At 69.0% G+C, this 23204-nt stretch carries 28 protein-coding genes; 7 read left to right on the top strand and 21 right to left on the bottom strand.

Translation table 11 applies throughout. The features are described from left to right. The 9 genes from ACFYOY_RS36310 to ACFYOY_RS36270 all read right to left on the bottom strand — a co-directional run. Positions 1-756, bottom strand: a 756-nt coding sequence (locus ACFYOY_RS36310; protein ID WP_388591863.1) for a hypothetical protein, incomplete at its 3' end; no start/stop codon positions are given. Positions 757-884: 128 nt separating this feature from the next. After that, complete coding sequence (locus tag ACFYOY_RS36305) at positions 885-1235, bottom strand: DUF3846 domain-containing protein (RefSeq protein WP_388591861.1); 351 nt, start codon at positions 1233-1235, stop codon at positions 885-887. A 183-nt stretch (positions 1236-1418) separates the two neighbouring features. Beyond that, entirely contained in the window at positions 1419-1823 is a 405-nt protein-coding gene (locus ACFYOY_RS36300; RefSeq protein WP_388591859.1) for a hypothetical protein, read from the bottom strand. 78 nt (positions 1824-1901) lie between these two features. Then, entirely contained in the window at positions 1902-2285 is a 384-nt protein-coding gene (locus ACFYOY_RS36295) for a WYL domain-containing protein (protein ID WP_364013750.1), read from the bottom strand. 866 nt (positions 2286-3151) lie between these two features. Next, entirely contained in the window at positions 3152-4201 is a 1050-nt protein-coding gene (locus tag ACFYOY_RS36290) for a hypothetical protein (RefSeq protein WP_388591857.1), read from the bottom strand. A gap of 2 nt (positions 4202-4203) precedes the next feature. Continuing rightward, complete coding sequence (locus tag ACFYOY_RS36285) at positions 4204-4380, bottom strand: hypothetical protein (RefSeq protein WP_388591855.1); 177 nt, start codon at positions 4378-4380, stop codon at positions 4204-4206. A 415-nt stretch (positions 4381-4795) separates the two neighbouring features. Beyond that, complete coding sequence (locus tag ACFYOY_RS36280) at positions 4796-5374, bottom strand: hypothetical protein (RefSeq protein WP_388591853.1); 579 nt, start codon at positions 5372-5374, stop codon at positions 4796-4798. Next, positions 5371-5640 (bottom strand): hypothetical protein, encoded by a 270-nt coding sequence (locus ACFYOY_RS36275; RefSeq protein ID WP_364013762.1) that lies wholly within the window; start codon positions 5638-5640, stop codon positions 5371-5373. The genes ACFYOY_RS36280 and ACFYOY_RS36275 overlap by 4 nt, the downstream gene beginning before the upstream one ends. A 70-nt stretch (positions 5641-5710) precedes the next feature. Continuing rightward, positions 5711-6097, bottom strand: a complete 387-nt coding sequence (locus ACFYOY_RS36270; RefSeq protein WP_388591851.1) for a DUF3846 domain-containing protein — start codon at positions 6095-6097, stop codon at positions 5711-5713. Between the two features lie 261 nt (positions 6098-6358). Between ACFYOY_RS36270 and ACFYOY_RS36265 the strand changes: the two genes are divergently transcribed. The 3 genes from ACFYOY_RS36265 to ACFYOY_RS36255 all read left to right on the top strand — a co-directional run bounded on the left by ACFYOY_RS36265 (position 6359) and on the right by ACFYOY_RS36255 (position 7558). Next, positions 6359-6895, top strand: coding sequence for a hypothetical protein (locus ACFYOY_RS36265; RefSeq protein ID WP_388591849.1), 537 nt, complete (start codon positions 6359-6361; stop codon positions 6893-6895). Positions 6896-7049: 154 nt separating this feature from the next. Continuing rightward, positions 7050-7433 carry a hypothetical protein gene (locus ACFYOY_RS36260; RefSeq protein ID WP_388591847.1) on the top strand — a complete coding sequence of 128 codons (384 nt, stop codon included), beginning with the start codon at positions 7050-7052 and terminating at the stop codon, positions 7431-7433. Continuing rightward, entirely contained in the window at positions 7430-7558 is a 129-nt protein-coding gene (locus ACFYOY_RS36255; RefSeq protein ID WP_388591845.1) for a hypothetical protein, read from the top strand. The genes ACFYOY_RS36260 and ACFYOY_RS36255 overlap by 4 nt, the downstream gene beginning before the upstream one ends. A 25-nt stretch (positions 7559-7583) precedes the next feature. Here the strand turns inward: ACFYOY_RS36255 and ACFYOY_RS36250 are convergent, their stop codons facing one another. The 5 genes from ACFYOY_RS36250 to ACFYOY_RS36230 form a co-directional block, all read right to left on the bottom strand. After that, entirely contained in the window at positions 7584-7802 is a 219-nt protein-coding gene (locus ACFYOY_RS36250) for a hypothetical protein (protein ID WP_388591843.1), read from the bottom strand. An 80-nt stretch (positions 7803-7882) separates the two neighbouring features. Further along, a complete protein-coding gene (locus ACFYOY_RS36245; RefSeq protein ID WP_388591841.1) occupies positions 7883-8188 on the bottom strand; it encodes a hypothetical protein in 306 nt (101 codons plus the stop codon). A gap of 69 nt (positions 8189-8257) precedes the next feature. Continuing rightward, positions 8258-8932 (bottom strand): hypothetical protein, encoded by a 675-nt coding sequence (locus tag ACFYOY_RS36240; protein WP_388591839.1) that lies wholly within the window; start codon positions 8930-8932, stop codon positions 8258-8260. 76 nt (positions 8933-9008) lie between these two features. Next, entirely contained in the window at positions 9009-9509 is a 501-nt protein-coding gene (locus ACFYOY_RS36235; protein ID WP_388591837.1) for a hypothetical protein, read from the bottom strand. A 58-nt stretch (positions 9510-9567) separates the two neighbouring features. Further along, the gene (locus ACFYOY_RS36230) at positions 9568-10233 is read right to left on the bottom strand and encodes a hypothetical protein (protein ID WP_388591835.1); all 666 of its coding nucleotides are present in this window, start codon (positions 10231-10233) and stop codon (positions 9568-9570) included. Between the two features lie 572 nt (positions 10234-10805). Here ACFYOY_RS36230 and ACFYOY_RS36225 point away from each other — a divergent pair. After that, positions 10806-11246 (top strand): hypothetical protein, encoded by a 441-nt coding sequence (locus ACFYOY_RS36225; RefSeq protein ID WP_388591833.1) that lies wholly within the window; start codon positions 10806-10808, stop codon positions 11244-11246. After that, entirely contained in the window at positions 11243-12028 is a 786-nt protein-coding gene (locus ACFYOY_RS36220; protein WP_388591831.1) for a bifunctional DNA primase/polymerase, read from the top strand. The genes ACFYOY_RS36225 and ACFYOY_RS36220 overlap by 4 nt, the downstream gene beginning before the upstream one ends. A gap of 136 nt (positions 12029-12164) precedes the next feature. Here the strand turns inward: ACFYOY_RS36220 and ACFYOY_RS36215 are convergent, their stop codons facing one another. Together ACFYOY_RS36215 and ACFYOY_RS36210 are read right to left on the bottom strand one after the other, a co-directional pair. Next, the gene (locus ACFYOY_RS36215; protein ID WP_388591829.1) at positions 12165-12608 is read right to left on the bottom strand and encodes a DUF6884 domain-containing protein; all 444 of its coding nucleotides are present in this window, start codon (positions 12606-12608) and stop codon (positions 12165-12167) included. A gap of 248 nt (positions 12609-12856) precedes the next feature. Next, on the bottom strand, positions 12857-13486 hold the full coding sequence (locus ACFYOY_RS36210) for a hypothetical protein (RefSeq protein WP_388591873.1): 630 nt from the start codon (positions 13484-13486) through the stop codon (positions 12857-12859). Positions 13487-13833: 347 nt separating this feature from the next. Between ACFYOY_RS36210 and ACFYOY_RS36205 the strand changes: the two genes are divergently transcribed. Beyond that, complete coding sequence (locus tag ACFYOY_RS36205) at positions 13834-15417, top strand: hypothetical protein (protein ID WP_388591828.1); 1584 nt, start codon at positions 13834-13836, stop codon at positions 15415-15417. Here the strand turns inward: ACFYOY_RS36205 and ACFYOY_RS36200 are convergent. The 5 genes from ACFYOY_RS36200 to ACFYOY_RS36180 form a co-directional block, all read right to left on the bottom strand. Further along, positions 15324-16319 (bottom strand): hypothetical protein, encoded by a 996-nt coding sequence (locus tag ACFYOY_RS36200; RefSeq protein ID WP_388591826.1) that lies wholly within the window; start codon positions 16317-16319, stop codon positions 15324-15326. The two genes, ACFYOY_RS36205 and ACFYOY_RS36200, sit on opposite strands and share 94 nt — an antisense overlap. A 654-nt stretch (positions 16320-16973) precedes the next feature. Beyond that, a complete protein-coding gene (locus ACFYOY_RS36195) occupies positions 16974-18242 on the bottom strand; it encodes a phosphoadenosine phosphosulfate reductase family protein (protein ID WP_388591824.1) in 1269 nt (422 codons plus the stop codon). Between the two features lie 121 nt (positions 18243-18363). Continuing rightward, complete coding sequence (locus ACFYOY_RS36190) at positions 18364-18741, bottom strand: DUF6409 family protein (RefSeq protein WP_388591822.1); 378 nt, start codon at positions 18739-18741, stop codon at positions 18364-18366. 87 nt (positions 18742-18828) lie between these two features. Continuing rightward, positions 18829-20385 carry a hypothetical protein gene (locus ACFYOY_RS36185; protein ID WP_388591820.1) on the bottom strand — a complete coding sequence of 519 codons (1557 nt, stop codon included), beginning with the start codon at positions 20383-20385 and terminating at the stop codon, positions 18829-18831. 185 nt (positions 20386-20570) lie between these two features. Beyond that, on the bottom strand, positions 20571-22160 hold the full coding sequence (locus tag ACFYOY_RS36180) for a hypothetical protein (RefSeq protein ID WP_388591818.1): 1590 nt from the start codon (positions 22158-22160) through the stop codon (positions 20571-20573). A gap of 441 nt (positions 22161-22601) precedes the next feature. On the opposite strand from ACFYOY_RS36180, the gene ACFYOY_RS36175 reads away from it, so the two are divergent. Next, positions 22602-23072, top strand: coding sequence for a DUF6233 domain-containing protein (locus ACFYOY_RS36175; RefSeq protein ID WP_388591816.1), 471 nt, complete (start codon positions 22602-22604; stop codon positions 23070-23072). Positions 23073-23204 lie beyond the last annotated feature (132 nt).

Here is a 23204-nt window from a genome sequence, read left to right as displayed (position 1 = left end):
GGGGAACACCGTGCGCCGAGCCGAATCGGTCCGCTCACCCTGCAACCACCTGGAAACGATGCCTGTCAGCATCTCGCCACTCTCAGGGTGCTGCCACCTCACCCAACCACCAGGCGCAAACGCACCCGAAGCAGGCTTCGGAACAGTCCCCTTCCGACGATCCCGCCGCCATGCCTTCCGCACCTTCTCCGGAGTGTCGCGAGGCGCGGGGAACGTCCCAGAAATGCGCGGAATGCGCTTCTGAGCGTCTGCCACGATCTCATCGCGCCTGCTGTCCAAGCTGGCCGCGAACGCGTCCCGTACAGCCGCATGGTCAGTCCCCCGGACCGACACCGTAACCGTCCACTCACCCTGAACCAGATACGGTGCAGTCGACTCAACCCACTCCACCGACAGGAAGTCAGCCGCCTTGGCGTCGATAGCGGTCAGAGCCTCACGGCGCATCTCCTCCACCACCCGCTCATACGCATCGTCCATGGCGGTACGAACCGTGGACGCTCGCCACTCCTGCGCGGACGGCCAAAGGTGGGCTACGTCAGCCGGAGGCTCGGCCGTCTCGATCTCGGTCTTCAGGCGCCGTACTTCGTCGTTCATGCGTGTCTGCGCCACAAGCTGCCAGTCCCCCCGATACCAGGCTGCCCAACCGACGGGGGTGATCTTCACTGGCAGGTGCGTAATGTGACCGGACTCGGCAACGCGGGCCGACAGCTCCAGGATCCTGACCGTCTGGCTGACGCATTCGGCACTGCTCGGCATCGTGGGGTGTCCCTTCTCGCAGGTGTCTTCGGTGGCGGTGGGGGTGCCACTCCCCCACCGCCGGAACGGGGCGCACGAGTCGCGTCCCGGGGGCCGGAGCAGCCTTGTGGCTGCTCCGGCTGTGGGGCTCAGAGCAGGTCTTCGATGCTGGTGAGCAGTGCCGTGAGCTTGTCCCTGCTGAGCGGTACGGTGTCGCCCTTGGCGTCACGGCCAGCCAGCATCACGGGCCCGTAGTACGGCTGCGACGTGCGCCCGAAGCGCATGGCCAGCACCGTTGCCAGCTTGTTGACCGGCTGGGTGTAGGCCCCTCCGTCGTCCAGCCACATGTCCATCTGGTCGGTAAGACGCACGACGTCCACGAAGTGGCAACGGAGCAGGGAGTACATAACCGTGAGCTGCTCCTCAGGAGTAGCGGGAAGGCCGATCGGGACGATGTCCACCTCGGGCGTGACGAGAAGGGCGCCAGGAGTGCTGGTCATGGGTGACTCCGTTCGTGCAGGTGTGTTTTCGGTGTTGGCCGACTGCCACCGCCGACCAACAAGACAACTATAACTTCTATAGATCACGATCGTCTATGGGGTTGCCCGCGTGTCCCGGTCCCTCGGGGGCGCAGCGATCGCCGGAACGGGACGCACAGGGGCGTACGCGCCCCAGGAAGCGGGTCAGTCCTGGACGGCGCGCAGCGCGCGGGTTTGCGCCTCGGCATCGAGCGCGGGGGCGCACCATTGGATGCTGTCGAGGACGATCAGGTCCGTGACGTCGTCGAAGCCCTCGGGGGCACTGGCGAGCATGCGGACGTAGTAGGAGAAGGCGAGCGCGTCGATTTCTCCGGCCGGAGGGTTCTTGCGGAGCGCGGCGATGTAGGCCAGCGCGAGGAGTCCAAAGATCTCGGACTCGATGATCTCTTCGATCTTCCGTCCCGTGCGGCGCGTCAGGGGCGTCATGCGGGCCAGCAGGTGCCCCATGGCGTCTTCCATCTCCGCTTCGGTGTAGGGCATCTCCTGCTCAGGCTCGGGGGCCGGGGCGGGAACGGCGGAGAGGTTGCGGCGGTCGTTAGTGTTCGGCATGACCTTCCCTGGTGTTGAAGTGTCGTCCTTGGGGCTCTGGCTGGCTGCCTGAGGGGCCTCTTTCGGGGCCCGTGCCGCTTACGCGGCCAGGGCCACGGGGTCCGGGTAGTCGCGGTCGAGTTCCAGGGAGATCAACCGCCGGGGGGTCTTGGCCATGTGTGTGGAGGGGGTCTCGTCCGCCGGAGCGTCCATCGCGAAGCCCATGCGATGGACCGTGTAAGTGACGATCTGTGCGGGGTGGAACGTGCGCATCTCACCGCGCATGCGGCACATCGCCCGGATGATGATCCGGCCCGCCCGGGTGGTGCGAATGTCATGGATCTCGATGGTGCGCACCGACTCCTCACCGTCGCTGCTGATGTAGGTGATGGTGACGGCCCGTTGGTCGTCCATAGCGCGGATCAGAGTCGCCAGGGTGCGGGTGGGGGACTGGCGAGCGGTGTGCTTCATGGTGTTGGGCATGCGTGATCTCCCAGCAATGGGGCGTGTTTTCGGTGTTGATCGACTGCCACCGCCGAACCAACAAGACAACTATAACCTCTCAGCATCACGTCATGGAAGAGGGAAACACCATCTGACCTCGGGTTTCTCCAACATCCGACCCCTGAGCGACATCGCTGGGGCACCCGGCCCGGCCCCACCCCCTCGGCCCGCCACGGCGCTGTCGCTCACCGGGCCGCCCACCGGGCGCGGCTACTCGCGCCGCAACGGCCGGCCGCTTCCTCGGCCACCCCGGAGAACCCCACCAACCTCTTTCCGACTACCGCGGAGAAGAGGTGTCGGTGAGCGGAACAGGCTTGCCCAGCACGCTTGACCAGGCAAAACACTCAAGATCGCGGAAAGGGGGCTCACACCCTCGGCAGTACCTACGGTGCAACTCTGGATGCGCCTGTGCAGCCAACGGTCCGTGCAACTCTCGGTGCACCCCCGTCCGGCCAATCCCGCCGGAGCGCGGCCTGGGCTTCCGATGCGGTGGAAAGGGGGCTGCGGTGCGGATCCTGGGCCGCGTGCAGCCGGACCCCTGCCTCTGCGTCAGAAGCGCCCACCACCGCCCCCAAAGCAGCAGCCGTGCCGGGGCTCACCGCCGGCGGCCGCGGGCGGGCGAACCCGGTGCGCGCACATCGAGCTCGGCGCGGCCGGCCCCCAGGCGCCGCGGGAACGCCAGGAGGAGGACCAAGCCACCCGGACGCGGCGGTCGGCCGCCGGGCCGGATCCGCGTCGGCGCGGCGAGGCAATGCGAGCCTCAGGTGGCAGCGCCGCAGCTATGTGTACAGCCGGGCTCTCGGTCTGGTGGCACCAGGCCGCTCTGCCGCTGCACTGCCCGCAGGCTATGGAGACGGTCGCTGTGCGCGGGATGGGTGCGTGTCGTGCAGCACGGTGTGCATGTCCTGCACGAAGCGGCCGAGGTCCTGGGCCCAGTCCGGGTCCGTCAAGAAGTAGACGGTGCTCAGAGCGAGCGCGGCCTCGCCAGCCACTCCGTCCGGCACGAATCCACTGTGGCGAACCCACTTGTCCCACATCACATGGCTCATCAGCCATAACAGGAGCTCTGGGTTGTCCCTTGCCCGCTTCAGTACCTCCCACAGGGTCGATGATGCCGCCGTGCAGGCTCGCACCGCCGCGCACAGCAGTTGGTCGTCAGCTGTCTCGACGGCCCGGAGCATGCCGGGGAGGCCCTGCGTGATGAAGGGATAGTCCGCCAGTATGTCGACGCCGGCGAGTTGGGCCCGCCGGTGGGTCTCACGGAGTCGATCGATTTCTGCCTGGTCCGCCCCGAGACGTTCGGCCGCCTCCATCAGGCCCTCGAAGCCGATATCGGCTACGCCGCCGACTCCCAGCTGCGCGCCCAGTTCCAGCATGGCCCGGTGGCGCAGGTTCGGTATCGAGTGCGCTGGCGAGCGCGGCAGGTCGACCTGGGCGTCGGCGGCGGCCGCGCGCAGGGTCCCATCGAGGTCTCGCCGACGGGATTGCCGGCCCTGCAGCAGCCGGGCAACCGCCTCCTGCCGTGCCTGGAATGCCGCATCCGAATCGCCCTCGGGGACCTGCTCGATTCCCGCTCGTGTAAACGGCCGCCGCAGGGGCTTGAGTAGGGCGGCTCGGAGCCTGGCTGCGCTGTCCGCGGTGTCGTCGACTGCCCAGAACACCCAGCCGACCCACCCGATGCTGCGGCCAGCTCGTGAGTAGCCGGCGAGCTGTACGGCGCGCAGCACGACGTCGGGCCGGAGCGTGGAGGAGCCGGGGCTGAACCATTCCCGTGTCCGGGGCAGCCACGCCTGCTGACGCCACCGCTCCAGCTGCGTCGGGGTGACGGTGCCTCCCTGCCTCTCGACTTCGGCCACGAGGGCCAGCTCGGCGGCGGATGGCTTCGATCGGGCCACGGTCAGCTCCTCCGGTCCTGGCTGCTGGCGGTGATGACGGCGTAGACGGCGGCCGCTGTTCCCACCCCGCTCGCCCACGCCTCGCTCACTGCGGCCGCGGCTGCGACAGCAGCTACCAGCAGCGCAATGGGCAGGCGCGGGTCGTCGCCACCGCCGGGCCCGAGGACGTCGGTGTTCACGCACGAGTTCCTTTCTCCAGGTGTCCTGCCGGCCTTTCCGGCAGTGCAGAGTCGCCCCGCTGGGAGGAGCGGGGCGGTCTGCACTCCCATCTGGCCACACCGCGGAACGCGAACCGTGAAAAACCTCGCGGGGTTCGCATGCCAACTCGGGCAAGGACGTCAGGAGGCGGCTGGCCCGGGGGTCCGTCGGCGGCCCGGTGAGAACACACGGGCAACCCCTTCGCGCAACGCGAGGGCAATCCCCCTTGCGTATGGTGCCGGGATCGCCGGGCGGCACCGTGCACCGCAACGTCTACGCCGCCAGCCGAGGGATGAGGATGAGCCGAGTTGATCGGCCCCAACCCGGCGCAGGCCCGCACCGAGTGGTGCGGGCCTGCGCCGTTCGAACAACTCCCCCCTCGTGAGCGGGGAACAGCTAGGTGGGTCGGGTGGCCGCCTGGGCCTCCAGCTCTGCACGGATGGCCTCGAGCGCGGCGGCTGTGTCGGCGACGAGGTCAGTGCTGCCGCCCTCGTGCAGGACGGAGAAGATGCTCGAGTCGTCCGGATCCGGGTACGAGCAGACGAGCCAGCCGCAGTGCGCGGCGGGTGGGTAGTGGACCAGGTTTTCCTGTCCGTCCAGGCCGTTGATCCAGATCTCTCCGCCGCCGGGGGTGACGACGACTATCCAGAAGCAACCGGCACTCGCGTGCCCGTCCTCGTGGGAGGCGATCCCGGATTCCTTCAGGACCCGCTGCACGTAGTCACCGGCCGTTTCGCTGGGTCGCGGTCTCGGCGTGGTGGTGGCGCAGTGCTCGTAGGCCAGCGCGGCCGCCGTGTCGGGGTCGGGTGCGTCGAACTCTTCAGCCCAGCGGGTGAAGTCCTTCTCGCTGGTGGAGAGCGGTTCGATCTGGTCGGTGACAGGGCCGGGCAGGACGGCGGCGATGGACAGTTCGGTGTCGTCGAGGTCCGAGGTGAGGCCGATGACGGTGTAGGTCTGGGTGGCCAGGGTGGTCATGCGATCAGCCCGTATGTGCCTTGGACGAGCTGGTCGCTGAGGTCCCCCTCGAATGCGGCGATGATGTAGGCGCCGTTGTCGCCTCCCCAGAGCGTTTCGGGGGTCTCGCCGTTCTCGCCTTCCGCACGCTGGGGGTTGTATTCCAGAAGGGTCGTCGCGGCATTCGTTTGGGCTTCTTCGTAGGTTTCGCCTTCGGTGACGATCGTGAATGACGGGGCGAGGTCTTCCACGCTGTACCAGTCGCCGATGATCGTGTATTTCCTCACGTGTTCCTTCTCGGGTTTTTGATTTGGCCCGGGCCCCCGGGAATTCCCCGGGGCCCGGGTTGACCTGGTGTCAGTGGTCCTGAGGCCCGGTCGCGGAGGCAGTGACGCCTAGGACGTAGAGGTCGATCAGCGTGATGGCCTGATCGAAGGTGAGCCCGTGGACCACGTCGCCGCTGACGTCGGTGGCGCCGGTGAAGAGGGCGTCGCCGAAGTAGTCGCCCGGGTGGGGCTGGTAGGCGATCAGCAGCCCCGAGGCGCGGGGGTTTCGGGGGAGGCGCAGCGGGCTGGCGCCCTCATCCGTCCACATGGTCAGCTCGCTGGTGAGGGTTACCGGACGGACCGTGTCGGAGCACAGGGCGTTCTGCGGGGTTCTGATGGTGTGCCAGTGGACCAAGCGGAACTTGCCGGTGGGCGGCACCCAGAGGGCGAAGGTTTCGTTGACCGTCGCGGTCGTCATAGTTGTCCCCTTTGAAGCGGAGCGGGTTTCCGGTGCTGGGCGGCTGCCACCACCGACCAACAAGACAACTATACCATTCATAGATCACGAACCTGCAGCATGCCGCCCTCTCGTTGTGCTTCTTCAGCTGATCGTCACGAGGAGTATCAAAGGTGGTACAAGTCGGAGGTCAAGGACGCGCTGATGCGACGCTTGGCCGTCCGGGTGCCGCGACGGTGTGGGTGCCAGACGTCCCGGCTTCGTGAGGTGATGCTGGAGGATGTGAGCATCAGCAGCGAGCATCCAGCCAGCGCGGATCAGGTGTATCGGGCCTTGGTGGCCCTTGGGGCTGAGCCTGTGACTGATCCAGTCCTGCGCCCCGAGGGGCCACAGGAAGAGGACCGACTTCACCTTCTGGGCAGTCTGCTGGCCACCACGGAGCTGGAGATCACCGCCGCGACGCGGTTGGCCGAAGAAGAAGAGATCGAGGATGTCCTCGACACTGTGCTCGGCTGGTCGTCGCAGGTGGGCCCCGACCCGGGCCTCGCGGCCAACGTGCTGACGAACCGGCTCCAGCGCACTGCGATCCAGGTCTCAGAATCCGGCGAAGACCAACCGCCGCCAGGCCGGGATGCCGCCTTCGCCGCAGTGACCACCGCGGTGTACGCACTCAGTGCCCAACTGGCCGCGGAGCACGGGGATGTAGAGGCAACCCGGCGCGCTCTGGGCGGAGCAGAGGAAGCTCTCATCGACATCCTGCAAGGCATCCATGACCTGCGCGTCGTCATCGGCGACGCGCAGGAGAAGCCGGAGGAGTGACTGGTCGGCTTCCGACATCACGCGCCGTGCACGGCAACGTATCCGGCGGCTGGTCGTTGAGCCGCTCATGGGACGGGACAAGGCGAACAAGCCGCGCAGGCCGAGGAATCTGGGGCCGGTGTCGGATGGGCATGTCGAGGCGATGCCTGGGGTCATGGTGACCTTGACGGGCCCCTCCACGGTCACGGCGGCCTCGGCGCACGAGCGGATGGCGAATGCCCCCGAGGCACTCGCCGACTACGTCCGGACGAGTTCACAGTGGCAGGTCACCGTGATGGGCAGGGGCACCCCGGAGAGCATGCATACGCGGGTGACGGAGATCCCGTCGATGTCCGAGGCGCTGCGCATGGCATGTGTCGTGGCCGACCGGATGTTCCCGCCGGGCACCGCCTTGGTGCACGCAGTGGCACGCGATGCGGAGGCGTGGATGCCTACCTACCTTTCCGAGCACGGCAGCTTGCCGCGCGGGGGTGGGTGGACGGCCATTGCTGGTGGCGACGGGCCGACTCACTCCTATGTGGCTAGCGCTTGGATGTGACGTCAGCCTCCGGTTCTGAGTACGACGCCCTCGCCCTGGCCGGCAACGCCGCCCACGGCATCGGCGAGCGTGCACGTGCCGAACTCGCCCACCCGGCCCGACTCCTGTTCGGCGCTCCCAGGTGAACTGCGTAGTGATCAACGATGCTGGTTAGACGGGCGTGACGCGCGGCGTGCCGTTGCCTGACGGGTCGAGGTGCTTGGGGTCCAGGTCGACGATCAGCGCCTGGGTGTCACCGTGAGGGTGGATGGTGAAGACGGTTGCCCATGATCGGGGCTCGCGGTGGAGGGCGAGCGCTTGGCGGGCTGCGTGAACGGGGTTGTCTGCCTCAAGCTCGATTTCCCAGGTGATGCGGTAGGGGGTCGTCACGACTTCCTGCTTCGGCGTCGGGGCGGGTGCTTGGTGCCGGTGAGCTGGCCGCCGGCATGGCCCGGCGGCCAGCTGAGAGGTCATGCGGCCAGGACCACCGAGGCGCTGTCCAGGCTGCGCTCGTTGATGCAGAGGCAGGCGTTCTTGCCGGTCGGGTCGAGTTCGTCGAGCCAGAGGTCTTCGTTGTCGTCGAGGTAGTCGCGCAGAGCCCCTGGATCGTTGACCGTGTGGGACGGTACCGCCACCTCGGCGTTGAACTCGTACGTCACTTCCTCGGTGACGGTCAGCTCAACGGTCACGGTGGTCTCGTCCTGTATGCCGGAGTCTGTCTCGGCGCTGTCCGTGTTCAGGGTCGTGGTGCTGTCAGAGCCGTCAGTGCGGAGCATTTGCTCCTGCCTTTCGCTGGTGGTGGGGAGGGAGAGCAGAGCCGCGACCGCCCGGCCGGGCGGGGCCGGTCATGCGGCGGTGGCGTTGTGCCGGGCGAGGATCCGGGCGACCTCGGCTGCTTCGCTCACGATGAGGTTGCCGATCTCTACGACGCCTTTGCGGTTCAGGGCCCAGACGCGTTCTGTGTCGCAGACCTCGTCAGCGTTGTCTGCGATCTGGTCGGCGAGGCGTTCGTCCAGGTGACCAGTCTCGAAGCAGAAGCGGGTGCCGTTGGTGATCGTGACGTGTCCTGAGACAGGTCCATCCCAGGAAGCGACCGCCTCCCAGTCGTCGTCGGCCGCGCCAGGCCGATTGCTCGGGTGCGGCAGCTCGGTCATGCGCAGGGTCGGCAGTTCGGCCCGGAGAAGCTGCATCGCCGCGTACATGGTGTTGGTGAGGGCTTGCTGGTGGAGCTCGGCATAGGTCGGCGGGATGCGGTCGGGGTCAACGGCCGGGTCGCGGATCTCGACCGCATCGACGGTGAGCGAGCAGGCTCCGTGTTCGGCGGTGTCGGCGTCGTCCGGGTCCCAGTCCTCCACCCACCCTTCTTCGTGCTGGGTCAGCCAGTCGGCCAGCTGGGAGGGAGAGTCGGCCAGGGCGACGGGGACGGGCACGTTGTGCCGCCAGGAATACGTGATCTCTGTGGTGACGGTGAGGCGCAGCGGCATGGGGGTGAGGGGACCGGCGGATGCGCTGAGGGTCATGGTCGGTTGTCTCCTATGGGGCCGCACCCGGTGCTGTTGCTGGGGCACGGCGGCAGGTGGGCGGTGGTGGCCCGGGTCAGTTGTGGGGTGTGGCGGGCCGAGGGGCGCTGTACGGGCGCAGGAGCGCGTCGCCGTCCCACCACCAGAGCCCGGGTTCGGCCTGGTCGCTCAGCGTCAGGCAGAGCAGGTCAGGATCGGGATCCTTCGGGTCGTCCTCGTGGGCGACCGCATCCGGAAGGAAGTCGAAGAGGGCGCCGACTGCTGCCAGGCTGTTGATCAAGTCCCCCAGATTGCTGGGCACGCAGGGGTCCATCTGGCCCCACGCCTGCCGCAGCTCGGCATCGGCGAGAGCGGGCAGGGGTGAGGAGGATGCGGTGTCCCACAGGATGTGACCGGTGATGTCCCGGATGCTGTGGAGCCACAGGTGGTCGCGGTCGTCCTCGTCCCGCTCCAGGGCCAGGTAGGCGGCGGTCGGGTACATCGCGGTGAGGGTGTCGGCGATCGTGCGGGCCAGTCCCTGTGCCTGATGGAGCGTGGCCGCCTGGGCGGCCGCGAAGTCGTCAACGGTGGTGTGCATGGGAATCTCCCCTGATCGGGTCCCGCCCGGGTCCGTGCCGGGCGGGCATCCGGGCGGGTCAGTCGGAGGCGGGCAGCAGTTGGTGGCCGGTGCGCTGCCAGTAGCCGGGCGGAGCCTGGTCGGCACGCGTCGGGTACGAAGGGGCGGTGGCGCCCATCGTGAAGCCGTCGTCGCACTGGAAGTACTGGGCACCGGGGAAGAGCTGGGCGGTGACGGAGTCGCTCGGGTAGTCGGCCAGGCGCATGAAGCGGTGAGGCTGGCCGAGCCAGAGGGTGTCCCCCGGGGCGTAGTCGGTGGGCTTGACGAAGACCGTCTCGTGGGGCCGGTACTGGCTCCACAGGCGCAGCCCGTGGGTGTCGCTGACGGCACTGAGCGTTTCGAAGAGCTCGAGGTACATTGCGTCGTCCATGCCGGGTGCGCTGTCCGTCTCGGCGCTGGCGCCGGTGAACCAGACGGTGCCCCGGATGTCGATGGGCTCGTATCCGCAGTGCTCGGCGAGGCGGGATGCGGCGGCGTTGGGCGCCTCGGTGCTGCCGAGGTGGTGGTGCATCTCCAGGCCGTAGCGGAGCCTCAGGGTGTCGTAGGGGGGCGCGCCGGAGAACAGCTCGGCGAGGTCCAGAAAGGTGCCGGGCTCCTTCTCGAAGTCGCGGACCAGACCGTCGGGGCGCAAGGTCACGACGGTGGTGCTGGCCGCGAGCGGGTCAGCATCGGGGTGTAGCGGCACAGAGTTCTCCCTTGGGTTGGAATGCGGGTTTTCGGTGTTGGCTGACTGCCACCGCCCACCAACAAGACAACTATACCCCATGCGAGTCACGTCGGGGGGTTCGGGGCTGTACTCTCCCCACCGAAATTCCGCAGCTCACACCCCGTTTCCCTGGTCCGGAAACGGCCCCCGGAGAAGCACCCCGGACGTCCAACCGTCCAACCCCACTGGACTCACGCGTCCCAGGCATCACAACTTCGTCAGATTTGCGACTCTTCCGTCAGTACGGGTCTCTACGGGGGTGGACAGTGGCCGTCGCACGTCGGCCTGACTCCGAGCCAGCACCGCCCACGCCGGGGGCCGGCAACGGGGACGTCCGCCACGAGTGTCAGTCCCCTCCCCTAGAGTCGGGACTGCAGTCGTTGGACTGTGGGCCCGGCTCGTGGCCCGGTGCGTTCGGCCCAGACCGGACGAGCTACACCGAAGGTGCCCCGCGCCGAGCCGCCCACCACACCGCATCACCCCTGCCGGCCCTCGCTCTTGGCGGCCGGTGAGTCTGGGATCACCGCGAGCCGCAGAAACGAGAGCTTGAGATGCCGAAGAACCACGCGCGCAAGAAGGCCCTGGCCGACCTCAAGGACGAGCTGGGCATCAAGCACGCCGACGCCATTGCGCTCCTGGACCACCCCGACGCCGACGAGCGGGACACCCTGGTCGAGTACCTGGAGACGTACGCCGACATCAACACGTACAAGGAAGCCGTCGACTACCTCCGGCAGCAGCAGAACGACCCGGCCAACAAAGTCATGTGCACCACATGTGGCTGGACGTACGGCGTGATCTGCCCGGAGTGCACCAAGGGCTGCGGGTGCGAGTACGACTGCACCGGCTGGCGGCACGAGGAGATGCGGGCCGCGACCGGCGACTACGACGACGACTACGACCCCTACGGCTGCCCGGAGTGTGGTGCCGGCGGCGGTAGCGACCCGTACGGCGAGTGCATCTGCTACGACGACGAGGACCAGGCCGCGTGAGCGTGCGCGACGTCCAGGCCGTCATCGAGGCGAGCGGGTCTGTGCGCCACGGCACGACGGTGCTCGGCGGTTCCTTCACCGGCTGCACCTGCCCGAAGACGCGCTGCGGGGGCGTCGCCGCGGGCACCGAGCGCGGTGACTGCCCCGAGCACCGCCGGGACCCGGCCCAACTGTGGCACTGGGACGCCGACTGCCCCGTGCCCACCGCCCTCACCGCCGCACGGAGCGCCGTATGGCGGGGCCTCGCGGTCTTCCCACTTCCCGCCGGGGGCCGGGTTCCAGAGCCCGGGTGGCAGCAGCTGGCCACGCTCGACGAGGACGTCCTCCCCGAGCTGTTCGACGGCGGCCGGAACGTCGGCATCGCCTGCCGGGCCTCCGCCGTAGTCGTCTTGGATCTCGACGTCCACCACGGCGACGGCCCGGTCCACAACGGTGCTGCGACGCTGCGCGCCCAGATCGACGCCCAAGGACTCACCGACTGGCCGGACACGTTCACCGTCGCGACGCCCTCGGGCGGGCTGCACCTGTACTTCCGGGTGCCGGCCGACTGCACGATCGGCAGCAGCTCCGGCGCTCTCGGGCCCGGGATCGACGTCCGCGGGCCCGGCCGCCGCAGCGGCGGCTACCTCGTCGGACCGGGCTCGCTCGTCGGCGGCCTGCCGTACCTCGTCGAACACAACGTGCCTGTGGCGCCTCTGCCCGATTGGATCGCCGACCGGCTCCGCGCCGAGGAAGCTCGATGCCGCACTGGCCGCCCGCAACCGCAGCGCGCAACACCCTGATCAGCCCTGGACGCAGAGCGTTGAAGGAATGCCTGGCGCCGGCGGTGTCCACCGTCGGTCTGCCAGGCTTCCCCCGCACTGCCTGACCTGCGCTGGTTCCACAAACCGGACCTCGGTTGAGGGCCCGTTTGCCGAGTCACCGCCGGCGGATGCCGGCGAGCTCTTCCACCAGGCGGAGCGGGTGCTCGGCGGCAACGATGCGGCTCAGCCGGGCACGCTGTTCGCCGATCCCGCGACAGCCGGTCAAGGGGCGGAGTGCGTCCGGCCGTACGGCGGCGACCGCGTTGACGTAAGCGCGGCCGCCGAGGGCGATCAGGTGGGAGCCGCGGTGGAGGCCGAGCTGGTCTGCTTGGGCGCGCAGCGTGTCGAGTTGGACGCTGCCGGGCTGTCCCATCCGTCGCTCATACGGGCTGAGCGGTTCGTCCAGGGAGACGAAGCCGTGGGCGGCGGAGAGGATCAGGACGGTTCCCCCGGAGGCGGTGAGGGCCTCAGCGGCCCGCCGGCACGCCAGGTGATAGCTCCCGGTGTAGAGATCCCCGGCCGGGGAGGCGTAGTTCAGCTTGGCGCTACCGCATGGCAAGGCGCGCAGGTTCGCGGATTCCTGGACGCCGAATGGCCGGAACCCGCACTGGTTCGGCCATCTATGAGCCTAACGGCGACGGGTCCGCAGTACATACCGGGGCCGTCGGGGCTACAGCGGCTCGGCATCCCGTCAGGTACGACGGACGCTCTCGCCCAGGACGCCGAAGACCGCGCCGAGGACGTGCGGGGCCGAGCCGAGGCGAGGGCCCGCCACCCGCACCGCGCCGGGCGCGGCGCGGTGATCGCTCAGGCGCCGAGGAACAGCTGAGGCAGCCCGGCCACCATCTCCAGCGCCGCCACGTAGTTGGTCCGGGCCTGCTTCACCTGCTGCACGTCCGCGACCAGCTCCGGGTACAGCTCGCGGGCGCTCTTGCCCCGCCTCTCGTACAGAGCGCGGAGTTCCTTCTCCGCTTCTTCGACGCTGGGGTGGCCTGGCCACCGCTCGCGGGCGGACCGGAGCCGGTTGGCCTCGTTCGAGCAGGTCAGATAGACCTTGATGTCCTCGATCAGCGTCACCAGCTCGCCCTCGGGCACCAGGCTGAAGACCTTGCCCTGAAAGAAGTCGGCGGCCCCCAGATGGGTCTCCAGCAGGCACGCGTCCACGAAAGCCGTCCCCTGCTTCGAGCGGGGCTGGTAGCCGCCGTCCCGAAGGTGCCAGGTCGCGTCCTCCCGCCGCTTCAGTGCCACCCAGACGAACAACTCGCCGTCGTGCTCGTACAGGACGTGCCAGTGCGGCTTGCGCCGGGCGTCGTGGCAGCACTTCGGGTCCACGACACGGCCCCAGGGGCGGCCCACCACCTCGCAGTCGCTGTCGGCCAGCAAGGAGCGCTGCGGCAGCTGGCCGTAGATCCCCTTCGGCATCCGCTTACCGTTCACCGACAAGGTCTTGATCGTGACGGACGACTCCGCGATTCCCAGTTCCACAAACGGGTCAACGCCGCCGCTCCTGCCAGGAGGTGGGCTGCCGGGTCGGATCGCCCGTTCGGCCCAGACCAGTGACTCAGCGCCCGTGCGTCGCCGGGCGTGCGGAGGCTGATCAGCTTTGAGATCGCCTCGTGGAACGGCTTGGAGCGCCGGCGGACGTTCTCCGACGGGAATGCTCCTCCGCTCCCTACTCGCGACCCATCTCCTGATGCAAGTAACGCATTCGAGCGATTGGGTTACGTACGTAACCTGCATTCGGTAGCGTGTGACTTTCGCAACGGATCTTCTTGGAGGGGCAGATGGCAGACCGTGCGTCGGCGACGTCGGTGAAGGACGAGACCGAGGAACTGTGGAACGCGAACCAGGTCGCCAAGGTGCTCGACGTCTCGGCGACGGAGATTGGTCGACGGCTGCGCGGCGGCGAGCCTCCCCGCCCGCGCTTCCACGCAGGCTCCGCGAAAACGGCGCTTTGGGTGCCGACAGAAGTGCGGCTGTTCGCCGCGCAACGAGGCCAAGCGCTTGCCGACGGCCCGCTGCGGCGGCTCCCGGTGCCGATGTGGCTCGACCTGCCCGCTCTCGAAGCGCCGCTGCCACGGGTGACGGACCAGGTGATGGACTTCTCCGTCCCGTGGTCCCAGGACCAGTACTCGGTACATGTGCGGATCTGGCGCGGCCCGGCGGACGGTGGCGAGCGCATCGTGTGCCTGATCTCGGCGATGGACGTGCGGACCTTGTACCCGACGGTGGGATCCCATGGGCAGCACATCGCCGAAGAAATCGTGGCGGCGGGACTGCTCACGCCCGACGATGCGCGCAGGTGCTTCTTCTTCGGCCTGGGCGTGCGCGCCGAGCCCTTCTGGAGCAAGGAGGAGGGCCCGCAGTCGCTGGTGTATCTGACGTTTGCCGTGCCGGAGCAGCAGACCGGGCTGCTGGGGCGCTGGCGTCGGCCCGACACACGACTGTTCACGCCTGCAGGCGCGAGCGTGATCCGAGCAGGACTCCCACAGCTCGCACACCTGGTGGGTGAAGACGTCGAGCTCTATCCGGAAGGCACCCACACGCGGGAGACCATCGAGCGGTACGTGGGAGGCGAACGCCCCGTCGCGCTGGAATGGGACCCCGACGAGCTCGTTGCCCATGTCGAACGTACGAAGGTGCTGCGCGAGTGGGCAGTACAGCTTCAGAAGGCCGGTGAGTTGCGGGCCGCGGCGATCGCTGTCGACGCAGCGACTACGACCGCGAACGCCGCAGTCATGGCCGACACTCGCTACCACCACTCCTACTTCAAGGAGGAACGCACAACGGTGGATCGACGTTGCCCCCAGCTCACTCGGGATCAGAGGGATGAACTCGCCGCGTTCGGTGCCGACTTCGGCGGAGACAACATCGCACACTGGCTTCGGTTGCATCGCGCCGCGGCCGCCCTGCGTGATAGCGCTGGCATCGAGGGGCCGGTGCGCGAGGCGCTGGTGGCCGCGTGCGCGGAGAACGACGCGACGCTGCCGATCGTGGTGCGGGCCGCGGCACAAAAGCACGGCGGTTGGCCGCTTCAGCTGACCGTGGACGAACATCCCGAGCTTGCCGACTACGTAGGGACGCTGGCCTGGTACGGCCCCAAGGACGAGGACCAAGAGCTAGCCGAGCTGCTGGTCAGCGCTCTGTGGGAGGACGAACGCGAGGGAGCGAGGGCGGCGTACGATCCGTTCGGCCGGCTCGTGCTCGTCACGGCCGCCCGCGACGTCGTTGCGGTGGCCTGCCCTGCCGCCCAGGGCGCCATCCACCGTCTCGATCAGCCGCACCCGGGCTGCGTCGCTCTGCCCGACGGGCGGATCGATCTGATGCAGATGGAACAGACGGGACCGAACCGCATCCGACTCGCTTGATGCCCCATCACCAGGTGGTGGGGGTTGGCCTCAGGGCTGCCCCCTCTCACCGTGGCAGCTTCGCTGTGCGTTCGGGGTGCGCCGCAGTGACGTATCGCATGGCCGTTTGAGGCCGGTGGGCCGGAAGATGTTGGTGAACGTGGTGCCGATGGGCGAGTGGGTGGTGTCCACCGCAGTCCAACGTCCACCAGCAGATGGGGGTTGGTGGTCACTGGCCAGCGTCGGTGACGTTCGCGGATCCACGCGGAGGCGCAGCGGTAGGTCAGTTCGTCCAGGTAGATGATGTGCCGTTTGCCGGGTCGTCGGACGATGAGGCGCTCACGGGAGAGGTCGAGGTCGGTAAGTAGCAGGTGGCGCATGTCGGTGCCGCTGAGCGCGTGGACGCAGACCAGCACCATCACGAAGCGCTGGAAGTCGTTTTGTGCGTGGCTGAGGACGCCGGCCAGCCGGTCCGAGGGCACGGATGGTGGAGTCTTGTTGATCCCGGCTAAGACGAGGCCGCGGGTGGGATCGCGGAAGATCACGCTTTCCTGCCGAAGGGCACGGAAGACGTTCCGCAGGACGATGTGGATCGAGCGGGCCGGCGTCCCCTTACGGGTGCGGGCCGGCGTCCCCTTACGGGTGGCGATGGCCCGCTTGACGTCGTCTTGGGTGATCTCGCGCAGGCTCTCGATGCCGTCCGCGATCCACCCCCTGAGGATCGGGTCCAGGACGTGCCAGTAGCGGGCGATGCTTCGGTGGGTGCGGCCGGTGTGCTCCCACTTGCCCTCCCCGCGCACGGCCTTGATCCAGACCGAGAGTTCCCACTTTGTGGGCGGTCGGCCGGCCAGGGTGTTGGTCACGGTGATGTGAGCTGGGATGTGCGCCGTGGAGATCCGCATGTGCTCGAGAGGTGTGCGCATGTCCGAGTCGGAGCCGTGAGGGCGCCACCGGACGGTCTTGGGGCCGATGGAGACGATCGCCCCGCCGTAGGCGTGCCGGGTGTGCGGCCCGGGGCGGTGCGCGGGCAGGTACTCGATGTGCCAGCCCGGCTCGATGATCCCTGGGGCAAGGAGCGGTCGCTGTTCGTCGGGCAGGGGCTCGCCGTCCTCACAGTGGGCGGGGGCCTCGATGGGCGCGTTGTGTGCGGCGGCGTAGTCGCGGTGCTGGGCGAGGCTCCACGCCCGCCACTGCGGGGTGGGACGGCCGGTTCGCGGGAGCGCCTGAGGGGGTCTGTGTCGAGGTGCCTTTCGGCGGCGATGCGCATGGCCTCGAGGCAGGTGCGGACGGCGCAGTGCCAGTTGTAGGGGCGCCAGCGGACCGTCTTGGTGCCGATGGACAGGATGGTGCCGCCGTGGCAGGGATTCGAGCGGGGGTCCGGGCGGAAGACGGGCAGGTACTCGATGTGCATGCCCTCGCGGATGATGCCGGGACCGGCGCTTACGCGCTCCTTGGCCATGGGTGTTCCTCTTCGTAAGGCTGGGGTGGGCAAGTGGAGCTCGCCTCTGGGTACGGGCTGTTGGCGCGTCGCAGGGCCCCCGGGAGGGCCTGCCGCGGCGCGGCGGGCCCTCCCTCGGTCAGGCCGCCAGGGCCAGGCGGTGGAGGTAGTCGTCGGCGGCGTTATCGCCGAGCTGGTCGCGGATGGCGTCTCCGCGGCGCCAGGTGAGCGGGCCTTCCTCGGCTTCGATCCGGGCGGCTTCCTTGATCACGTCTGCGAGGCTGTACTGCTCTTTGAAGCGGTGGCCAATCCGGGCTTCGAGCTCTTCGTATCGCTCGGGTAGCGATAGGCCCAGGGCCCAGCACAGGCGGACGGCGCGCACCAGCACGCTGAATCCGGCGAGCACGCAGAACACGCAGGACAGGCGGGGGATCAGTGCGTCGTAGGTCGGGTGGTACTCCAGGCCCTCGGCGGCGATCTCCTGCCAGACCTCGGTGTCGGAGAGGGCGTGGATGGGGTGCCAGGTCAGGACGAGCCGTTTGCCGTTGCTGGTCCGGGCGTCGATGGACAGCACGCGCTTCCTGCTACGGGCGGTGGATTCGGCGGCGCGGATGCCCAGGCAGTTGATGATGAGCGCCTGCCGGTCCAGGCCGAGGGCGGCGACGATCGCAGTGAGCAGGACGTTGGCCTTGTCCCGTTTCAGCGTGCTGGTGCACAGCCTGCGCGTGGCGTCCGGGAACATCCCCCGCTTCTCCACCAGGCCCAGCAGGCCGCCGTCGGCGTCGACCGCGACGAAGTGCAGTCCGTAGCGGTCGGCCTGGCGCTCGGCGAGCTCGCGCACCCCGGGCCATTCGGAGGTGTCTCCCAGGTCGCAGTGCACGACGACGATCTTGTCTTTGCATCCGGCCTGGTCCGCCCAGGTCGCCAGGCGGTGGAGCATCACCAGTGAATCCTTGCCCGCGCTGGAGTGCACCAGGATGGCGTCGGCGGCGCGGAGCAGTTCCAGCGGCATGGAGGCCAGTTCGTCCAGCAGGCTCGCCGCGACGGCGTGCCGCCGCTGGCCGCCGGTCGCGCGGCCGCGGGCGTGGGGGGTGTAGAGAGCGGCCAGCCCACGGTTGGCCGCGCGGGCCGCAGCGACGGCGCGGCCCGCCTTGGCCCTGGCGGCCTGCTGGCGTCGGCTGCAGTCGGCGTAGGTCTGCCGTGCTGCTTCCAGTGCCTGGGCGTGCTGTGTGTCGTCGGGGGCGGGGGTTTCGGCCAGCTGTTGCTGGTGGCGGCGGGTTTCGGTGAGCGCCTCGGCGGCGGCCTTGGTGGCTCGGGTGCAGGCGCGGTCGGCGGCGGTGCGCGCGGCGACTGCCTGTTCGGCACGCCGGATGGCTTCCAGCAGGTGTAACCGGGTGGTGATGTTCATGGGGCGGCCCCAATGCGGTGGGTGTTTTCGGCGCCGGGCGGCTGCCACTGCCGCACTGGCGAAGGGATGGTGGGGCTGGTCAGGCCCCTGTCTGCCTGGTGGTCTTCCGGTCCGGCTGTGGTCAGCGCCGCCGGGCGAGGCGGGCTTTGCGGAGGTGGTCGACGAGGGCGGCCGCGCGGTCCCGCACAGCGGAGGCTTCGGGGAAGTCGGCCAGGCCCGCGACGACCTTGGCCAGCATGCGCTCGGACATGTCCTCGACGGTGCCCACGGTGGTGATCTCTCGGGGGAAGGAGTGGCAGACGGTGTGCTCATCGCGGCTTGCCGGACCCAGGGTGTAGAACCACATCCAGTAGCAGGCGGCCGGGTTGTACACGCTGTAGGAGCCGAGCACGATGGCTTTGCGCACGCCGAGGTTCCGTCCATCGACCCAGTGCCAACAGCGCACGACCGTGCCTGCCGCCAGGACGTTCGGCGGGTGGGGACTGACGGCAATGGCCATGTGGGAGTTCCTTCATGAGAGGTGAGGGGAAGGCGTTGCCGGAAAGCCCAACAACAAGACAACTATAAACTACTCACATCACGTACGTCATGCGATCAGCACGACGTCACCGATCACTTTGGCCCGGCGCACCGGGACAGGACCTGCCGACGACTTCCGGCGCCGGGGCGCCGCCCGCGGGAGATCCCGCAGCGGACGGAACGCGGTCCCCGCACCGCCGGTCATGTCGTTCCAACGCGTCTCGAACCCCGCCCGCTGCTTGTCGAGGACTCCGGCGGGTGCGGCGACGAGGAACCCCTCGGCACTCGGCAGGCCATCCGTTTCGAAGTAGTGGGCGCGGCGGATGTGGGATGTCTCGCCGGTGCGCAGCCGGACGCGATCGGGGTAGAGGTCCGCGTAGCGGGTCACGATGAGCTCGGCCTGGTCGCGTGGGCCTTCGTAGATGGTGCGGACGGACCTCCAGGACTGGCCCTTCTTCAGCTTGCCGCGGCAGCCTTCCGGTCCGTCGCAGCGCAGCTCGGACGGGATGCGAGCGCCTGCCAGATTGATCTCGAAGGCGGCGTGGGCGTGGATGCGCCGGCAGCGGGTGGTGCGCTCGCGGGTGCACCACCACTTCGGCGAGGTGCACTTCGGGCCGTGCCAGTCGCGGCATGCCTTCGTGCGGCCGACGAAGGTGATGCGGCGGACCTCGTAGACGGCGTACGGGGTCTGGTCCAGGCCGGCTTCGAATGCCTCCAGGACCTCGCGGTTGCGGCCGTCCTCGGTGAGCCGCCGGTAGAGCGATCCGGCGGGCCCGTACAGAGACATCCGCTCGTTGAGCGCCATGGAGACGTACTCCAGGCGGAGGACCTCAGCGGCGACGTGCGGGTGGGCTCGGAGCCGCTCCTCGTGGCGGTCGCGGGAGGCGCAGACGCCGGAGAACGGGCACATGGCGCAGTACGACTTCTTGATGGGCTCCCCCAGGCGGTCGAGCACGAGGGTCTCCACCGCGGCCCGGTCCATGCGGGCCAGGATCAACGGGTAGTGCGGTTGGCAGATGGTGCGTCCGGCTTCGGTGTTCAGGCGGCGCTGGATGACGGAGTCCTTCTCCGCACGGCCGAGCTCATCGGCGTGGTAGCCGATGACGCGACGGTAGGTCTGCTCGCCGAACTCGGCGGCGGCCCAGTTGTCGAGGACCCATCCCTTGAATCGGATGGAGCACCGGCGCTGTCCGTTTGCCAGCTGCGGCACAGTGCCGGCCGTGCGCAGCTCGTCGGACAGACGCCAGGGGCCAGCGGAGTGGATGCGGCGCGGGGCGCGGGAGTCGTCCAGGACCAGGACGCCGTCGGTATCGCTCTTTCCGCCTCGACAGACCTGTGCCAGGCGCACCGAATGAGCTCGCAGCAGCGGCAGGACCAGGCGGTTGACGTAGTCCAGCGAATCACTGAACTCATCCCCGGTGACGGCGTGGACGACGATGAGGTCGGACAGGTCCGGTTCCAGGCCGTGCGCAGCCGGATCGGCCAGGAACATCAGCAGGATGGCGGTGGAATCGGCACCGAGTCCGTATGAGAGGACCGTGGGGCGCTTGGGGCGGAACGTGGCAGGTACCAGGGGGGCTGCGGCGGCGGGAGGGAGCTGAGCCTCGGAAATACGGGCAGGCATGCACTGGACTCCGGGGTAGATCAGATGGCACGGGTGTGGTTTCCGCGAAGGCGGGCGCGGCGGCGTCGCGCTGGGGCTCGCGCAGTTGCTTCGCGGGCTCTGCGGGGTGTCGCGGCCGCACGGAAGGTGTCGATGCGAGGCGACTGCGGGGGCTGGCAGCTCGCCAGCCCCCGGGCGAGGCACCGCTATCCGGCGAGCTCCAGGCGCTGGCGCACTTCGGCGGCGGCGGCCTGGGTCACCCGGCTGTCCGTGCCGGTGTACGCCTCGGCGCGCAGGACCGCGCGGCGCCCCTCAGCCCTCCATTCCTGGTCAACCTGCTCGGCGACCTCCAGCACCTGGGCGACCGGCACGCCCAACTCGCCAGCGATCTCGGCGAGCTCCACGGGCCACGCCTTGGCCACGGCGTCCCGGGCGGCGTCCATGTCGTGGAAGAACCCCACGATGCCGTCGCGACGCTCCGAGTAGGGGGCCCAGGCGGCGAAACGGCCGCGGCGCATGCGGGCGTCCTCGTCATGGACCGTGCCCAGGAAGGTGCCGCCACGCTTGACCACCCAACGGCCCGCGCCATCCTCCTTGACGTAGACGGTGTCCTGGTCCAGGGCGGTGACCATGCGCTCCAGGGTCTCGTCGGGCTCCGCGGTCACCAGGGCGATGTGCTCGGGCATGGGCGCCTCGTCCAGGCCGGTGCGGCGGGCGAGGCGGGCGGCCTGCTCGGCCTGCCACCGGTACTCGCTGCCGTCGCCCAGGCTGATGACGTTGCGGACGGATGCCCAGTGGTAGCGGGCGCGGGCGCCGCGGCCAGTGCGGAACGTCCAGGCGATGCGCTCGCCGTCCGGCTGGTCGACCGGCTGGAACGCGTGGGCGGTGATGTGGCTGCTCAGGACGAGGATGCGCGCGGCAACCTCGGTCACCAGCTCCTGGCGGTGCGCCTCGGCACGGTGGAGGACGTGGGGGGCGACCAGGTCGGCGCCGCCGTCGTCCCAACGCACGGCCTGGTAGGCATACGCGGCCCCGTCCGCCATGCCGAACGTGCTGCCGGTGCGCTCGATGCCCTTGGCACGCATGACCACGGGGGTGCCATCGGCGTAGTAGGTCAGCTCGGGGTCGAACATGGTCTTCGGCGTGGTGGTGTCGGCATCGAGGGGGCGCACGCGCCGCTCGATGTCGGCGACCTTGGCAGCCTCGGCGTCCTCGGCCGAGACGGCAGGCTCGTCGGCGGGCGCGGCGGGCGCGGCGGGCGGGGCGTCGTCGACCACCCAGCACTTGGTGGCCACGCCACCGGAGAACTCCGCGGTGCGCCCCTCGGTGTCCTCCAGGTACCGGTACCCGCCGCGCTCGGTCCACTGGCGGGTGAAGGTGTGGGGGTCGCCCTTGACCTCCTGCCGGGTACCCCACGAGCGGAACACCAGCTTGCCGCGCACCTCGTGCAGTTCGCCGTAGACCACGAAGGCGCCGTTCGCGCCCACTCCCTTGAGGGTGCGCCACTCCGGGGCGGCCTCGGCGGCGGGGGCCTGCTCGGTCGGCTGCTCGGCGGCCAGGGCTTCCGTGGCCCGCTTGCAGGAGCCGCACTCCTTGCGGCCGGCGGCCTGCTGCTCGGTCAGTTCCCGGGACACCCTGCGGTTACAGCCGATCGTGTGGGCGTGGAATGCGTCCTTGCGCACGTAGTGAACGGCGTTGCCGTTGCCGACCTGGGCGGGGGCGGGCGCGGTGTTCGCTAGATGTGTGTCGATGCCCGTCTCGATGGTGACCGGGCGGGGCTTGGCCGTGTCTGTCATGGGGCGCTCCGTGGTTGGTGTGTGCATCGGTGTTGTTGGCCGACTGCCACCGCCGACCAACGAGAAAACTATACCATGCACTACTCACGATGCGTTCGCTCTGTACGCGCCCTCGCGGGACCAATAGGCGCGAATCCGACCAGCCAGGCGTTCGCATCAGCGACACGACGCAGTCACTCCGCCCGGCTGACCGCTTCCCGCTTGACCGCGGCGTCGATCCGCGCCAGCAGCTCCCGCGGGAACGCCACACCGATCGGCGGCCCGACACGGGGCCACCCACCCTTGCTCTGGCCGCCCGGCTCCGCCGGACTCCTCCGGTGCGTCGGAGAAACAGGCGCCCCAACGCCTTCTCGGCACCCTCCCTGCCCTTGTCCGCGTCAGCAGACCGGATGAGCCACAGCCGGGCCTCCTCATCCACGTATTCGAACTAGAATCCGAATCGTGGATACGGAGGAGTGGCGGTCGAAGGCCGGGCCATGGGTGCGAGCCGTGCTCCCAGACGGCCAGGAACTGGACGTGATCGCCACCGGATGGACCCGCAGCACAGACGGACAGTGGTGGCTCGAAGCCGAAGCGATCCTCCCAACACGCTTCGAGGACACCGAAGGCCGCAGCCGCCCGACCGGGGCACCCACCGTGATCACTTTGGCCGCCGACCAGGTCACCCCCATCCCCGGCGAGGACTACAGCACCGTCCCCCGGGATGGCGCGATCGCCGGGCGGCAGTGGGCGCTCCAGAAGCTGCACCAGTACGCGGACGACGATCCGACGCGCCGTCTTCACCGCCGCGACTGCTGGCAGGCCAAAGGAGAGCACGCGCGGATCACCACCGAGGACGCGATCGGTCTGCTCGCCCAGCAGGGCGTGGATATATGCGACGTGTGCCGCCCGGATCGGGCACTCCGGCGCTGAACCCTTGCCTCTGCAAAAGCGGTTTTACATGGCAAGTAGCCTCACAGCGTCCGACCGGAACGCGTCACCGAATGTCCCGATCACCCCTGGCGACAGCGAGTTGACCGGATCAGGTCTCGGCATCGGCGGCTG

The sequence above is a fragment of the Streptomyces sp. NPDC007875 genome (assembly GCF_042868035.1).
Taxonomy (GTDB): Bacteria; Actinomycetota; Actinomycetes; order Streptomycetales; family Streptomycetaceae; genus Streptomyces; species Streptomyces antimycoticus.
The sequence above is the reverse complement of the archived record's forward strand: the minus strand, read 5'-3'. Positions and strand labels throughout refer to the sequence as shown.